Below are 15,149 nucleotides of genomic sequence, written 5' to 3'. Positions count from 1 at the left end.
CCACCGGGCGGTTGCCCCGAGCGGGTGAGGGGTTCGGCGGCGAACGGGTGACGCACGGTGCCGGACGGTGCACCCCTCACCCGTCCGCCCTGCGACCCCGCGTCGGCCGGGTGGTCCGCGGCGCGAGGGGTCTTCGCGGGTGCGGGCCGTGAGGACGTGGACCGCGCGGGGGAAACCGGTCGGCGAAAGGGTGACGAGCCGTGCTGCGAGGTCACGTCCCGTGGGTTGCCGGCCGATCCAAGAGCCGTACGTGGGGCGCAGAACCCCGCTGACCACCACGAAGCGGAGTTCACCCGTGACCCCCTCGCAGCCCCTCACCCCGGCCGCCGAGCCGGCCGCCGCCCCGGACCTGCACGAGACGCCGGAGCGCACCCCCGCCGTGCCCCGCGCCCACGAGGTCGAGGCGTTCCGGGCGCTGGCCCGGGCCAACGCCACCATCGACGCCCTGGCCCGGCCCTCCGCCGGGCAGCACCCCGACGGGGGCCTGCACGGCGGCGCCGACGCCACCGACCGGCCCGTCGTCGACCTCGAGGTCGTCGTCCCCGCCTACGACGAGGAGCACCGGTTGCCGGCCACCCTCGCCGCCGCCGTCGAGCACCTGTCCGCCCTCACCGCCCGCACCGGGCTGAGCGCGGCGGTCGTCGTCGTCGACAACGGTTCGGTGGACCGGACCTCCGACCTGGCCAGCGCCGCCCGCGGGGACGTGCCCGTCTACCTGCTCGGCTGCCGCCAGCGCGGCAAGGGCAGCGCCGTGCGCCGCGGTTTCGCGACCAGCCGCGCCCGCTGGGTCGGCTTCATGGACGCCGACCTGGCCACCCCCATGGACACCCTGGACCGCGTGCTGCCGCTGCTGGCCGACGGAGCCCCCGTCGTCATCGCCTCGCGCAACGCCGGGGAGGCCGACCGCGTCGTGAAGCAGAGCTCCCTGCGCCGGCTCGGCGGCTCGGTGTTCCGCCTCGCCGCCCGCTCGATCCTGCCCGACGTCGCCGACAGCCAGTGCGGGTTCAAGTTCTTCGACGGCCGCACCGTGCGCGCCGTCCTCGACGACTGCACCATCGACGGCTTCAGCTTCGACGTCGAACTGCTCGCCCGCCTGCGCTGGGCCGGGCACCCCGTCGTGGAGGTCCCCGTGCTGTGGACCGACGTCCCCGGGTCCACGTTCTCGCCGGTGCGCGACGGCGTGCGGTCCTTCTCCGACACCGTCCGCATCCACCGCGCCGCCCGGCGCTGGCCCGCGCCCGCAGGGAGCCCCGCGTGAGCATCGACCCCGGAACCCGCCCCCTGACCGAAGCCGTCCCGTTCCCCCTGCAGGGCAAACGGGTCCTCCTGCTGAACTGGCGCGACCGCACGCACCCCCTCGCCGGGGGCGCGGAGGTCTACACCTGGAACATCGGCGAGCGCCTCGTCGCCGGCGGCAGCGAGGTCACCGTCTTCACCGCCCGCCACGCCGGGTCCGCCCGCACCGGGCTCGACCGCGGCATGAGGGTCGTGCGCGGCGGCGGGACCTTCGGCGTCTACCTCGCCGCGGCGTGGTTCCTGCTGCGCCACCGGCGGCGCTTCGACGCCGTCGTCGACTTCCAGAACGGCATCCCGTTCTTCGCCCCGCTGTTCGCGGGCCGCCGGCGCGCCGTCGTGGTCGTCGTCCACCACGTCCACACCGAGCAGTTCGCCCTGCACTTCTCCCCCTTGTTCAGCCGCATCGGGCAGTTCCTCGAGGGCCCCGCGTCCCGGCGCGTGTACGGCAGGCGACCCGTCGTCGCCGTCTCGCCCTCCACCCGCCGCGACGTGCGCCGCCGCCTGAAGCTGCGCGGACCCATCCACGTCGTGCCCAACGGCACCGCCGCGCGGCCCACCGTCCCCGCCGGTGCGCGCTCGCCGTTCCCGCACGTCGTCGTCGTCAGCCGGCTCGTCAGCCACAAGCGGTTCGACCTGCTCCTCGAGGCGGTCCCCGACCTCCTCGCCACCCACCCCGACCTGCGCGTCGACATCGCCGGCGACGGCCCCGACCGGGCCGCGCTGCAGGCCCGGGCCGCCGAGCTCGGCCTCGACGACGTCGTCACCTTCCACGGTTTCGTCTCCGCCGAGCAGCGCGAGCAGCTGCTCGCCGCCGGCTGGGTCACCGCCGCCCCCTCCCAGGCCGAGGGCTGGGGCCTGACCGTCGTCGAGGCCAACGCCGCCGGCGTGCCCGCCGTCGCCTTCGACGTCCCCGGCCTGCGCGACTCCGTCGTGCACGGCCGCACCGGCTGGATCGTGCCCACCGGCACCCCGCTGGCCGCCGGCCTCGACCACGCCCTGCGCGAACTCGCCGACCCCCGCACCGCCGGGTCGATGGCCGACCGGTGCCGCACCTGGGCCGGGTCGTTCTCCTGGGAGACCAGCGCCGAACGCCTCGCGGGGGTCGTCGCCGGGGAGATCGACGCCCGGCGCTCGCGCTCGCGCCGCGAGGCCAGCGACCTGTCCGTGCGCGTCGAGGCCGACCTGCGCGGTTTCTCCGGGGACGTCGACGCCCTGCTCACCCGGCTGCCGCAGGTGCTGCGCCGCTCCGACGAGTGGGTCGTCGACGGCCACACCCTGCAGGTCCTGCTGCACGGCTGCGACCAGGCCGTCGCCTCGGAGGTCATGGACCGGCTCGGGCTGGCGCTGTGCTCGCGGATGCGGCTGGCCACCAGCTCCGACCTGCTGACCGGCGCCCGGTGAGCCCCGCGGTCGGTCCGGAGGCGGACGCGCCCTCCAGCGCCCGGGGGGCGCGGGTCCTCACCGTCGCCTCGCTGCTGGTGGGGGTCGTGAACTACGCGTTCTCGCTGGCGCTGACCCACGTGCTGCCCATCGCGCAGTTCGCCGTCGTCGGAGCCGGGCAGGCGTTGCTGCTGACGGCCGGGACGGTGGCCTCGACGTCGGTGTCCTGGGTCCTGGCGCAGGCGCTGCTGCAGGCGCGCTCGGTGGCCGACCGGCGCGCGGCGCTGTGGTTCTCGGTGTGCACGAACCTCGTCCTCGGCGTCCTCGGCGGGGCGGTGACGTTCGCGCTGGCGTCGCGCTTCGCCTCGCCGGCCGCGTCCGTCGTGCTCGCCGCCGGGGTGTTCGGCGTGTTCTGCTCGGCCACGAGCGTCGGGCTGCTGCAGGGCGAGGAACGCCTGGGTCTGCTCGGGGCGGGCCGCATCGGTGAGGTCCTGGTCAAGGTGGCCGCGGGGTTGGTCCTCGTCGTCGCCGGGGCCGGTGCCGTCGGCGCGCTGGGGGGTTTCCTCGCCGGGTCGCTGCTGCTGGTCGCCCTGGGGGTCGTCGTGGCCCGCGGGGACCTGCGGCCCGTCCGGGGTGCGCTGCGGCTGCGCCGGCTGTGGGCGCCGGCCCTGGGGGTCGTCGGGGTGCAGGGCCTCGTCGCGGTGCTCACCTCGGCCGACCTCGTCCTCGTCGCGGTCCTGGCCGACGACCCGGCGCAGGCCTCGACCTACCAGGCCGCCATGATCGTCTCGCGGGTCCCGCTGTTCGTGGCGACGGCCCTGAGCACGTCCGTCTTCGCCGTCGTCGTGCGCGACCCGGCCCGTTCGGCGGCCGCGCTGCGCCGGACGTCGCTGGCCTACGCGTTGCTGTGCGCGCCGTACGCCGCCGCCCTGACGGTGGCGCCGCCCCCGCTCCTGCACGTCGTCTTCCCCTCCGGGTACTCCCTGGCCGGGGTGCTGCCCTGGACGGCGGGCGCGGGGCTCGTGCTCGGCTGGGTCGTGCTGCTCGCGACGTACGTGCAGGCGCGGACGCTGTACCGGCGTTCCGTCGTCGCGCAGTCGCTGTGCCTGGTGGTCCACGTCGCCGCCCTGGTCGCCGGGTACCTCGTGGCGGGGGTGCCGGGGCTGGCCGCGGGCGCGCTCGCGGGGTTCGTCGTGACGTGCGCCGGGCTGTTCGCCGCGGTCCCGCGCTCGTGGCGGCCGGCGTTCGCGCTGCCCCGGACCGTGCTGCTCGGATCGGTCGTGTTCGCGGTGGCGCTGCTCGCGCTGCGCCCGCACGTGATCGCCTGGGTGGCGCTGGCGGTGGTCGTCGGGGTGGGCCTGGCCCTGCTGGGGTTGCGGTCCACGGGGCCTCTCCCGCCGGCTCCCGACGTGACCGATCCGTCGCGGCGGCTGCGAATCCTGCACCTGGGTTTCGAGGACCCCCGCAAACCCGGGTCCGGCGGGGGAGCGGTGCGCACCCGGGAGATCGACGAACGGCTCGCCCGTCACCACGACGTGACCGTGCTCGTCTCGAACTACCCGGGTGCCGTCGAACGCGTCGAGAACGGTGTCCGCTGGGTCCCCGTCGGTCTGCCGCTGGGGTACTTCACCGGGATCGTCAGCTACTTCCTCGCGGTGCCGTTCGCGATGCGCCGGTTCGAGGCCGACCTGGTCGTGGAGGACTTCGGCGCCCCGGTGGGCAGTTTCCTGCCGCAGTTGTGGACGGCGAAACCCGTCGTCGCGGTCGTGCAGTGGCTGGGCGCCGAGGAGAAGGCGAAGCAGTACCACCTGCCGTTCCACTGGGTGCAGAACCTCGGCGTCCGCCGCCACCGCACGCTCATCGCGATGTCCGAGGACCTCGCCGACCGGCTGCGCGCGGTGAACCCCGCCGCCGAGGTCGTGGTCCTGCCCAACGGCGTCGTGCGCGACGCGTTCGACGCCGGGGGGACCCGTGGCGACGACGTGGTGTTCCTCGGCCGGCTGGAGGTCGAGCAGAAGGGGCTGGACCTGCTGCTGCCCGCCTTCGCCGCGGTCGCGGACCGCCTGCCGGGCCGTCTGGTGATCGCCGGTGACGGCGCGGGCCGGGCCGCCGTGGAGCGGATGGCCGTCGAGCTCGGCATCGGCGACCGCGTGGTGTTCGCGGGCCGGGTCGAGGGTGGGGCCAAGTACGCCCTGCTCGCCTCCGCGCTGCTGGTGGCCATGCCGTCGCGGCAGGAGACGTTCGGGATCGTGGCCGCGGAGTCCCTCGCCTGCGGGACGCCCGTCGTCGCCTTCGAGATCCCGTCCCTGCGCGAGGTCGTCGTCGCGGGGACCGGGGTCCTGGTCCCCGCGTTCGACGTCGCCGCGTTCGGCGCGGCGATGGCGCGGCTGGCCGCGGACCGCGCCTGGCTGGACGTCATGGGGGCGGCCGGGCGGGTGCACGCCCGCGGGTACGACTGGGACGACGTCGCGCGCCGCCAGGACGACCTGTACCGGCGGCTGGCGGGGGTGTGATGTACGAGGAGCTGCCCGGGTTCGACCTCGACGCCGTCGGGCCCTCGCGGTGGGTCGTGCTCTCACCGCACCTGGACGACGCGGTGCTGTCCTGCGGGAACCTGCTCCTGGCGCTGGCCGGGCGAGGGTGGCCCGCGACCGTCGCGACGTTCTTCACGGAGTGCTCGGCGCCGCTGACCCTGTCGGCGCAGGCGTTCCTGCGCCAGTGCGGGGCCTCGTCGGCGCCGGTGCTGTACGAGGAGCGGCGGCGCGAGGACGCCGAGGCCGTCGCGGCCTGCGGGGCGCGGGCGCTGCACGCGGGCCTGCCGGACGCCCTGTTCCGGCGGTTCCGCTCCTCCGTCGTGCCCGAGCTGGCGCACGTCTACCCGACGTGGAGGTTCCACCTCTCGCGCGGGGTGGTCTCGCGCCGCGATCCGGCGGTGGCGCTCGTGGACCGGCTCCTGGCCGACCTGCTGGCGGAACCGTCGGACCTGCCGACGGTGCTGGTCGCGCCGATGGGGATCGGGGGGCACGTGGACCACGTGCTCGTCGGGCAGGCCGCCGAGCGCGCCCGGGGGCGCGCGGGCGTGCGGGTGGTGCGGTACGCCGACGTCCCGTACGTCCTCTCCTCCGCGCTGCCGGCGGGGGTCCGGCGGTTCGCGGGACCGGGGAAGGCCGAGGTCATCGGGCACTACCGGAACCAGGTCCACGCCCTGTTCCCGCAAGGGGTTCCGGTGGGGTTGCCGGACCTGCTGGCGGCGTGAGGAGAACCCCGTCTGACGGGTGATCGCGACGACCCGCTCGCGTGGACCCGGTGCGGTTCCCCCCTGGTCTGTGACGCGCGCCACGTGCCGTCGACCACGAGGCGTGGTTCTCCCCGGGTTTTCGGACCCGGGTGGCGGAGTTCAGGGGGACGTGATCGCACCGCGTGACCGTCCGCTGGCGAACGTGTGATGCATCACTCGATCCTCGCCGCACCGTCAAGGACCGGCGTCGGCGGGCCGAAGTCATGGGGGTAACCAACGAACGCCGACTGACCGCAGCTGACCCCCCACGTGCAGCCGACTCGAAGGACCCACCCCCGATGAAGACCACGAAGACCCCCCGTCGCCACCGGTTCACCAGCCTCGCCGCCGCGCTCGTCACCGCCGGCAGCGCCCTCGTGGCCACCGCGACCGTGAACGCCCCGGCCGCCGACGCCGCCACGATCCCGGTCAACACCAAGGCGGGCGTGTTCTCCACCGGTTCGCGCGCCACCGTCACCGAGTGGGGCCAGTGGGTCGGGCGCGACGTCGGCGTCACGACCGCCTTCATCCCGCACATGACCTGGAACGACATCTCCAACTGGCAGTGGGGCGTGGGCCTGTACGCCGACCGCTACCACCGGGTGGCCTGGGCAGTCCCGATGCTGCCCGACACCGCCGGGGTCAGCATCCAGCAGGGTGCGGCGGGCCAGTACAACGGGTACTACAAGTCGCTCGCCCAGCTGCTCGTCAAGAACAACCAGGGTGACTCCATCATCCGCCTGGGCTGGGAGTTCAACTCCGACAGCTACAAGTGGAGCGCGAAGAAGGACCCCGCCGCCTGGGTCGCCTACTGGCGCCAGGTCGTCACGACGATGCGCTCGGTCCCCGGCGCGAACTTCTCGTTCAACTGGTCGCCCGGCAGCGGCAACAACATGGGGCAGTTCGACTCCGCCAAGGCCTACCCCGGTGACGCCTACGTCGACATCGTCGGGCAGTCCCTGTACGACCACAGCAAGAGCTTCAAGGCCTCGCAGAGCGTGGAGCGCTGGGGGAACTTCTACAACCAGCCCGGTGGCCTGAAGTGGCTGGCGGAGTTCGGCAAGGCGCACGGCAAGCCGATCGCCTTCTCGGAGTGGGGCCTGACCAAGAGCTGCGACGGCCTGGACAGCGGTGACGACACCTACTTCATCCAGAAGTTCTACGACTACGTGTCGAACAACAACGTCGCGTACGAGAGCTACTTCAACAAGGACGTCAACGGCTGCGAGCAGCACGCGCTGAACACCGGCAACTTCCCGAAGGCCGCGGCGCTCTACAAGAAGCTCTGGTCCGCCGGGTTCGTGGCCTCGGTCGCCCCCGTGACGAGCGGCACCCCGGCGACCGACACCACGCTGATCCGCACGCGGGTCGACTCCGACGTCACCTCGGCCAAGTTCGACCTGAACGGTGCCCACCTGCACGGCGCGAACTACATCGACGTCAACGTCCCCAAGAAGTCCACGCGCGCCGTGTACTTCTACCTCGACAAGGCCGCGACCGGCACCCCCACCAAGACCGAGTGGACCGCGCCCTACGACTTCGGCGGGATGTCCCCGATCTCCCCGTCCGCCCTGCCGACCGACGTCTCGTCCTGGACCCCCGGCCAGCACACGATGACCGTCGTGGTGAGCCGCTACAACCTGCCGAACCTCGTCCAGACCGCGACCTTCCAGGTCGGCTGACCCGGCTCGCACCCGGGGCCGGCGTGAGCCGGTCCCGCGCGCTCGACCTCACCCGCTGCCGCGCAGCTCCCCGGTCCGTCCGGGGGGCTGCGCGGCGGTCGCGTTCCCCGTGCCCGCGACGGACGCCCGCGGCCCGAGCAGGCGCAGGTACGCCTGCGCGGCCCCCGCGTTGCACCCCTCGTCCAGCCGGTAGCGGCACCGCTCGTCGGGGTCGTTCGTCCGGTTGAAGTACCCCTCGTAGGCCAGCACGTCGGTGTTGGCCGCGAACAGCGCGACCATCCCCTCGACGTAGGCCACCTGATCGGCGTCCGGGGCCTCGCGCGCGTCGACCGCCCACTCGGGCACCGCGAACCGCTTGCCGTGCTCGCGGGCGAACTGCGCCAGCCGGCACAGCCCCACCGGGCGCTCGGCGGTCCCGGCCCAGCAGCTCTCGGTCCAGGCCGCCGCGCTGGTCGTCTCCGACGACAGGTAGACGTCGTTGGCGACGATGTCCACGAACTCGTCACCGGGGTAGACGTCCGCGATGTTCGTCACGCGTCCGATCCCGTTGCCGTAGTTGAGCTCCAGCCGGGTGTCGGGGGCGACCTCGCGGAACACCGCCGCGAGCCGCGCGAAGCAGCGCCGGAACCGTTCCTCCGCGACCTCGACGTCGTCGCCGTCGGCGGTGTTGCGCGGCGAGGTGACGCCCCACGGGTACCAGCTCGCCGAGCCCTCCCAGCCGGGCCGCACGATCGCGTCGCCGAAACCGGTGTCGACGATGCCCTGCGCCATCACCCGGAAGTGCCCGTCGTTCCGGCCGGCCGCGCACCCGGCCAGGCTCTGACCGGCTTCCTCGGTGACCAGCGGCACGCCGTAGCTGACGAGTCGCCGCTCGCCCTGTTCCGCGGCCTCTCGCAGCACGTAGTTGCGTTCGGCCCTGTCCCACGTCTCGGTGTTGTTCCACATCACCCGGACGTCGACCGGGCGGCCCCGCCAGCGTTCGAAGGAACCGATGCCGCGGTCGTCCGAACCACCGCTGGCCCAGGGCAGCCCGGATCCGCGGGGGGCCTCGTCCCGGGTCCGGTCCACGACCACGACGGTGCCCACGACGATCACGGCCAGCAGCGCCACGGCGGCGGCGATCCAGCGGCGCGGGGTCAGAGCGCGGCCTTCGGCGAGGGCCGGCGCCGCAGCGCGGAGCGGGCCGTCCGCAGCAGGTCGGTCACGAAGCCGCGGTCCAGCAGGAACAGCACCAGGGCGTAGACCAGGACCATGACGACCGCGCCGAGGACGAGCAGCAGGAGCGGGGGAGCGCCGCCGAGCAGGGCGCCGAGCCCGACGCCGGCGGCGGCCGCGGGCAGCGTGGCCAGCACGGGACGGCTCCACTGCGCGAGGTAGCGCAGCACCGACAGGCCGGTCACCCGACGCAGGAAGACGATCCGCAGCGGCCACAGGCCCCACGTCCGCACGACCAGCAGGACGCACACCCCCACCAGGCCCCAGTGGGCACCGACGAAGCTGGCGAGCGCGGTGCCGACCGCCGTCGCGGCGGCCACGACGAGTTCCAGCACCGGGCGTCCGGCGGCGTACAGGACGCTGCGGTCGAAGAACGTGACGGAGAAGACCAGGCCGCTGACGCACAGGACCTGCGTCAGCACGACGGCGTCGGACCACTGCCGGCCGAAGACCACCGGGACGAGTTCGGGGGCCAGCACCAGGATCGTCACGAACACGGGGGCGGCGACCGACACGGAGACCTTCGTCGCCTTCATCAACGCGCGGACCGTCGCCTCCCGGTCGCCCTTCAGCCGGGAGAACAGCGGCAGCGCCACCGCGGACATCACCCCGGTCATGACCTCGGTGGCCAGCATCAGGATGCGCCAGGCGATGTAGTAGTACCCCAGCGCCTTCGTGCCCAGCACCGCCCCGACGATCAGCTTGTCGAGGTTGCCGGCCGCCCACGTCATCAGGTCCACCCCGAGGACCCCGCTGCTGAACCGGACCAGGCGCTTCCAGTGCTCGCGGCCGAAGGTCAGGCTGGGGCGGAACCGGGTGGCGGCGTACAGGACGACGACGGCGCCGGCCAGGGTCACCAGGGTCTGCGAGACCAGGGCCCAGACACCGCCCCCGGCGGCCGCGACGACGATGCCGACGATCCCGCCGAGCGCCACCGACACCAGGCGCCGGACCGCGAGCTGGCGGAACTTGAACTCGCGCGACAGCAGCGCGTTCGGCACCCCGGCCCCGGCCTGCAGGACGAAACCCAGCGAGAGCCAGCGCAGGACGGCCGTCAGCTGCGGTTCGTCGTAGTAGCCGGCGATGACGGGAGCCAGGGCGAACATCGCCGCGGCGCACACGACCGACGCGGCGACGCCGACCCAGAAGGCGGTGCTGACGAACCGTCGGTCGGGTTCGTCCTCGACGACGATGGCCTGGCTGAACCCCTGGTCCACCAGGATGCGGACCAGGTCCAGCACGACCGAGGCGATGGCCACGACGCCGAAGACCGTCGGGTCCAGCAGGCGGCTGAGCATGACGAACACGAGCAGCTGGGTCAGCCGGGAACCCCACTTCTCCAGCACCGACCAGGCTGTCCCCCGCAGGGCGTGGACCCCCAGCGGGACGGCGGTGCCGCCCGGGGGCGCCGGGTCCACCCGGGGTGGGGGCGGGGAGGCGGGCGAGGTCACCGGCGACCCTGCACGTCCGGCTGCCGGCCCAGCTCCTCCACCAGTTCCCGGGCCCGACGCACACCGGCGCGACCGTCGCTCTCCAGGTGGGCCAGCGGTGAGTCGGCCAGCCAGGTCTCGTGGTAGCTGCGGATCTTGCCGTACCCGGAGTCGACCGCGACGTGCGGGATGCCCAGGAGCTCGGCGAGCAGGTGCGCGTGCAGGCGGTCGGTGAGGACGACGCGACCGCGGCCGAGGAAGTCCAGGCCGCGCTGGACGTGCCCCTCGGCCAGGTGCTCGTAGACCCAGCCGTGGCGCCGCTCGAACAGGCCCAGCGAGCGCAGCGGCGCCGGCAGGCGGGCCAGGCCGAGGTTCACCCGGATCAGGAAACCCTCGGGGGTGTGCGCGGCCGGACGGGGGCGACCCCAGTCGACCGGCTGCAGCCCCTCGGCGGCCGCGACCGGGCCCAGGGCCTCGCCCAGGGCCTCGTGGTCGGTGCGGGCCAGGGTGAAGACGTCCTGCACCGGCGGAGCGCTCGGCGTCAGCGCTCCGAGCATGAAGGCCATGTCGGGGGAGAGCATCACCCGGCAGTCGAAGTTCTCCTCGGCGAACCGGCGGCTCTGGTGGTCCCGGACGACGAGGACGAAGTCGGGGTGCTGGTCGATGATCCGCCGGGTGCGTTCCAGCGCCTTCGCGTCCTGGAAGTGGATCGACTGCGGCATCTGCACGATGCGGCGGTCCGGGAAGTCCTGGACCACGCGTTCGCGGAAGGCGTGGAAGTGGGGCCAGAGGTCCCCGAAGTTGCCGCCGCCGTGCAGGAGCACCACGGTCGAAGAGGGCAGCCGGGCCACGTCCTCGCGGCGGTAGGTCCCCGTCTCGCAGCGGTAGACGACGCGGCAGCCCAGGGCCTGCGCGAGGGCCACCTCACCGCGCCAGATGGCGCTGTCGCCGCAGTTGCTGTGGTTGGGGAAGTCCAGGATCGCCAGGTCACGGCCCTCGAGCAGGGGGCGGAAGGCCTCGAGGGTGGACTGCTGCAGAGCGGAGATGACCGTCGACATCGTGCCTCCGTGGGTGGGAGCGGTCGCGACCGGGCGGGACGGTTCGACGGACCGCGCCCGACGCCCGAGCCGTCCCGGCCCGAGGTGCGGGCCCCAGAGTACCGAAGGTCGTCGGGGCATCGGCCCGTCGACTGTGACGCATCGGTGAAGACGAGGGCCGGTCCAGGTCGCGCGCTGGAGCGTGCGACCTCGACCGTCCTCGTCGGCGGACGACTACCGGGAGAGGGTTTCCGCGGTCCGGGACCGCGTGCCCATCCGCGCCAGCAGTTCCCTGCTCAAGGCGACGTGCCGCTCGGCGTACCCGGTGTCGGTGAACTGCTCGCTGCGCACCCGGGCGCGCATGGCGGCGACCACCGACTCGCCCGCGGGGCCGACGAGATCACGCACCTCCTGCCACCACCGTTCCGCCGCCGCCCCCTCGGGCAGGTAGCGGACGGCGTCGTCGTCGAAGTAGGTCCGCAGACCACCGGTGTCCGTGACCACGCACGGGGTGGACCAGGTCGCGCACTCGAGCAGGACGGTGATCCCCGAGGCGTGCAGGTTCGTGTGCAGCGGCAGGCAGACGACGTCGGCGGCGGCGTAGGCGTCCGCCGTCTGCGCCACCTGCAGGGCGGGCCGCACGTGCAGGTTCGGCAACCCCTCGGCGAACGAGGGCGCGAGGCGTTTGGTGATGAGCGTCACCTCGGCGGCCGGGCCGGCCACCCGCGCCAGCTCGCGCAGGAGTTCCCAGTCGCGGTGAACGTCGTTGCCCAGGCACAGCACGCGGATCGGCCGGTCGGCAGCAGGTTCGGCAGCGGTTTCGGCGGTGGGTCCGGGGTTCACCCCACCCGAGCCGGGCCAGGGGTCCTCGCGCACCCCGAAGGGGACGACCCGCACGGGAGAACCGGTGAGGCGTTCGAGGAACGCCGCGTTGAGGGGGGCCAGCGTGGTCAGGAGTTCCACGTGGCCGAGGCACCAGCGGAACAGGGCCCGCCGGGGCCGGGGCCAGGAGTTCCAGTGGTCCGCCACCCACACCGACTGCGCGATGACCGGGGGCAGCGGGCGGGTTCCGCGGCCGAGACCCAGACCCTTGAGCAGGCCCAGGCCGAGGTGTTCGCGTTCGGTGTGGGTCCAGACGACGTCGGCCCGCCGGAGTTCCGGCAGTTGCCGCAGCGCGTGCACGAGGTCGAAACCGAGGAGTTTGGCGGTTCCCCGGCGCACGAACGATGAGAGCCGACCCTCCGCGTGGTCGGTCGACAGCACGACCTGCACGTCGGGGTCCTCGACCGTCCCGTACCCGTAGGGGGTGGCTTCGTAGACCTCGCCGCGGCGGAAACGTTCGCCCCAGCGGGGATCGCCCTTGCCGTGCTCGAGCAGGACGAAGACGCGCATGTGCACCTCTCGGACGAGACGGGGAGGAGGTCGTGCGTGAACCGTACTACGGGGGTGGTCCCGTCCCGGCCGAACGGGCGGCGGGTGCCCTCAGGCGAAACGACGCTGGTCCGCGTCCGCTCCCGCAGCGAGTTCCCCGCGGTTCCGCAGCCGGTCGGCGAGCACCGAGAACGTGGCCCGGACCGGGCGCGACGAACTCCCCGAGGTGGCCGCACGCAGGTACCTCCCGGCGATCTCGCGCGGGGAGTGCCGTTCCGCGGCGATGTCCTGCGCGTGCTTGGCCATGGTCGCCACCTCGCTCTCCTGGTCCAGGACCTCGCGCAGGACCCCGGCGAGGTCCTGCGCGGACCCGGCCTCGAAACGCCGGCCGGTGACCCCCTCGTCGACCATCTCCGAGGCGCCGCCCCGGTCCGGGACGACGACCGGGACCCCGGCCAGCTGCGCCTCGGCCACCGAGCGCCCCAGCGCCTCCTCGTGGTTGGCCACCACCAGGCAGGACAGCCCTTGCATCGCCGAGTCCCGGGGCACGCGTCCCTCGTAGACCAGGCGTTCCCCGAGCACCGCGTGCGCGTGCTCGAGCAACCGCTCGGTGTAGGTCTCGTCCAGACCGGAACCGCCCCGCAGGACGAGGGTGACGTCCGGCATCGTCGCGACGGCGTCGACGACCACCTCGATCCGCTTGTCCGCGTCGAGGCGACCGACCACGCCGACCCGGTCCACCTGCGGGCGGTCGGCGGTCAGGTCGATGGTCGTGGCGCTGCCCGCGGCCGCCGGGTCCAGCTCGACGGGACGGGGCAGGACCGTCACGGAGGTGTAGTCGGGGTGCAGCTGGGTCGTGGTGAACTCGCTGACGGCGATCACGCGGTCGAAGAACCAGGTCGACCACTTCATCCGGCGGCGTCCGCGCGGGGCGGGCATGTAGTCGTGCAGGTCGAACACCAGCGCCGGCCGCCACCGCCGGGGGACGATCCGCAACGGGACGAAGACCATCGACAGCCGGTTGTTGCAGCAGACGAGCGCCTGCGGCCTGTCGCGGAACGCGACCTCGAACAGGCGCAGGTAGAACTGCGTGCCCGTGGCCAGGCGCTTGGCCGCCCCCGGCCAGCTGTCGACGAGGTCCGGCGCCTGACCCAGGAGCCCCACCTCGACGCCCTGGTCGGCCAGGTGCCGGGCGGTGGTGAGCAGGCTCAGCTCGGCGCCCCAGACGATGGAGCTGGTGCTGACGAAGACGGCGGGCAGTCGGTCGTTCACGGCGTCGACTCCTGGGGGTGGAGGGGGACTGGGGGCGGTGAGCGGTCAGCGGCTGGTGGCCGTCGTGCCGGGCTGTCGTCGTGGTGCGCCTGGTCGACCCGCCTCGGCCGCCGGCCGTCCGGGCGTCACGGGCGACCGGTGGGGGCGGTCGCCGGCTCGGTCCCGGGCGGGAGGGTGACCCGGGGCCCCCGCCGTCCGGGGCAGTGCTCGCGAGGTGGGGCGCCGTGGACCCGCGGGCCGGGCCCGACGGGGGCGAGCGCCCGGCGTCCCCGGAGCGGTCGGGGTGGGGTGGACGACCAGCAGCACGAACCTGCGGCGGAGGACGAACCGGAACTCACCTGTGGTCACTGCGGGTCTCCATCTCAGCGCCCTTCCCCGGAGGGTGGGAGGACGCCGGTCGGCCTGGGTCACGCGGTACCCGTCGTACGGACACCGTTGTGAGACATCTGTGCGACGGCCTGGTCTTGCGGGTGAAGATCGCCTCTCACACAGGGGTGGAGATCGTTGGTCCTGCAGGTGCGAAGCGGCTCCATGATGGGGGATCTTCACCCGTTGAGTCCAGTTCGTCCACTATCCGGAGAAGCGAAGTGTCGGAGAGTGTTCGTGTGCTGAATGATTACTGACCGTCACCGCTCGGGCGTCTGGATCGACGCCGGAATGAGGCTGTGCTCGGCGTCGAGCAGCCCTGTGGGCGGCGGTGCGCCGCGTGTGCCGTCCCCGCCGTCCCGACGGCTCCGTCCGGACGCGCGAAGGGCCGCCGGGATCACCCGGCGGCCCTTCGTGCGTGGTGCGTCAGCTCAGTGCGAACGACCCGGCTTGCGGCGGCTCGCGACGACCAGGGCGGCACCGCCGAGGACGAGCACGGAACCGGCAGCGGCCCAAGGCAGGACGTCGGCGCCGGTGTAGGCGAGCTCGTCGCTGGTGCCGGCCACGGCGGCCGGGGTGGTGGAGCGGGTGGTCGACGGGGTCGAGCCACCGGTCGTCGGGCTGGCCGACGGGGTGACGACGTCCGACACTGTGGGGGTCGGGGTCGTCGGGGCGTAGTTGCTCGCGAAGGCCGCCCCGGAGGAGGCGCCCAGAGCGGCGACGGTCAGAGCGCCGGCAGCGGCCAGGCGGACGGTGGTCTTGGGCACGGTGGTTCCCCCCACTTTCGGTACCTCAGCGAACCCTGTGATCGTGAGGCAGGGCT

General features: G+C 73.6%; 11 protein-coding genes. 5 read left to right on the top strand and 6 right to left on the bottom strand.

Annotated features, from left to right (window positions below; genetic code table 11):
* Positions 1–295 precede the first annotated feature (295 nt).
* The 5 genes from CLV37_RS11925 (at position 296) to CLV37_RS11905 (ending at position 7,635) form a co-directional block, all read left to right on the top strand.
* Complete coding sequence (locus CLV37_RS11925; protein ID WP_211298582.1) at positions 296–1,258, top strand: dolichyl-phosphate beta-glucosyltransferase; 963 nt, start codon at positions 296–298, stop codon at positions 1,256–1,258.
* Positions 1,255–2,697: a glycosyltransferase family 4 protein gene (locus CLV37_RS11920; protein WP_211298581.1), complete on the top strand. Its 1,443-nt coding sequence runs from the start codon at positions 1,255–1,257 to the stop codon at positions 2,695–2,697. The genes CLV37_RS11925 and CLV37_RS11920 overlap by 4 nt, the downstream gene beginning before the upstream one ends.
* A complete protein-coding gene (locus CLV37_RS11915) occupies positions 2,694–5,189 on the top strand; it encodes a glycosyltransferase (RefSeq protein ID WP_106210518.1) in 2,496 nt (831 codons plus the stop codon). Before CLV37_RS11920 ends, CLV37_RS11915 begins: the two co-directional genes overlap by 4 nt.
* A complete protein-coding gene (locus CLV37_RS11910; RefSeq protein ID WP_146149379.1) occupies positions 5,189–5,932 on the top strand; it encodes a PIG-L deacetylase family protein in 744 nt (247 codons plus the stop codon). Before CLV37_RS11915 ends, CLV37_RS11910 begins: the two co-directional genes overlap by 1 nt.
* A gap of 320 nt (positions 5,933–6,252) precedes the next feature.
* Positions 6,253–7,635 carry a glycoside hydrolase family 26 protein gene (locus CLV37_RS11905; protein WP_106210514.1) on the top strand — a complete coding sequence of 461 codons (1,383 nt, stop codon included), beginning with the start codon at positions 6,253–6,255 and terminating at the stop codon, positions 7,633–7,635.
* 48 nt (positions 7,636–7,683) lie between these two features.
* Here the strand turns inward: CLV37_RS11905 and CLV37_RS11900 are convergent, their stop codons facing one another.
* The 6 genes from CLV37_RS11900 to CLV37_RS11875 form a co-directional block, all read right to left on the bottom strand.
* Positions 7,684–8,745 carry a glycosyl hydrolase gene (locus CLV37_RS11900; RefSeq protein ID WP_106210512.1) on the bottom strand — a complete coding sequence of 354 codons (1,062 nt, stop codon included), beginning with the start codon at positions 8,743–8,745 and terminating at the stop codon, positions 7,684–7,686.
* Between the two features lie 26 nt (positions 8,746–8,771).
* Entirely contained in the window at positions 8,772–10,301 is a 1,530-nt protein-coding gene (locus tag CLV37_RS11895; protein ID WP_170127214.1) for a lipopolysaccharide biosynthesis protein, read from the bottom strand.
* Positions 10,298–11,338: a polysaccharide pyruvyl transferase family protein gene (locus CLV37_RS11890; RefSeq protein WP_170127213.1), complete on the bottom strand. Its 1,041-nt coding sequence runs from the start codon at positions 11,336–11,338 to the stop codon at positions 10,298–10,300. The genes CLV37_RS11895 and CLV37_RS11890 overlap by 4 nt, the downstream gene beginning before the upstream one ends.
* Before the next feature lie 213 nt (positions 11,339–11,551).
* Positions 11,552–12,709, bottom strand: coding sequence for a glycosyltransferase (locus CLV37_RS11885; RefSeq protein WP_106210506.1), 1,158 nt, complete (start codon positions 12,707–12,709; stop codon positions 11,552–11,554).
* A 90-nt stretch (positions 12,710–12,799) separates the two neighbouring features.
* Positions 12,800–13,960, bottom strand: a complete 1,161-nt coding sequence (locus CLV37_RS11880; RefSeq protein ID WP_106210504.1) for a glycosyltransferase family 4 protein — start codon at positions 13,958–13,960, stop codon at positions 12,800–12,802.
* A gap of 797 nt (positions 13,961–14,757) precedes the next feature.
* On the bottom strand, positions 14,758–15,093 hold the full coding sequence (locus CLV37_RS11875; RefSeq protein WP_146149377.1) for a hypothetical protein: 336 nt from the start codon (positions 15,091–15,093) through the stop codon (positions 14,758–14,760).
* Positions 15,094–15,149 lie beyond the last annotated feature (56 nt).

This window comes from Kineococcus rhizosphaerae, from assembly GCF_003002055.1.
Classification (GTDB): Bacteria; Actinomycetota; Actinomycetes; order Actinomycetales; family Kineococcaceae; genus Kineococcus; species Kineococcus rhizosphaerae.
This window is presented reverse-complemented; position numbering and strand designations above follow the sequence as displayed.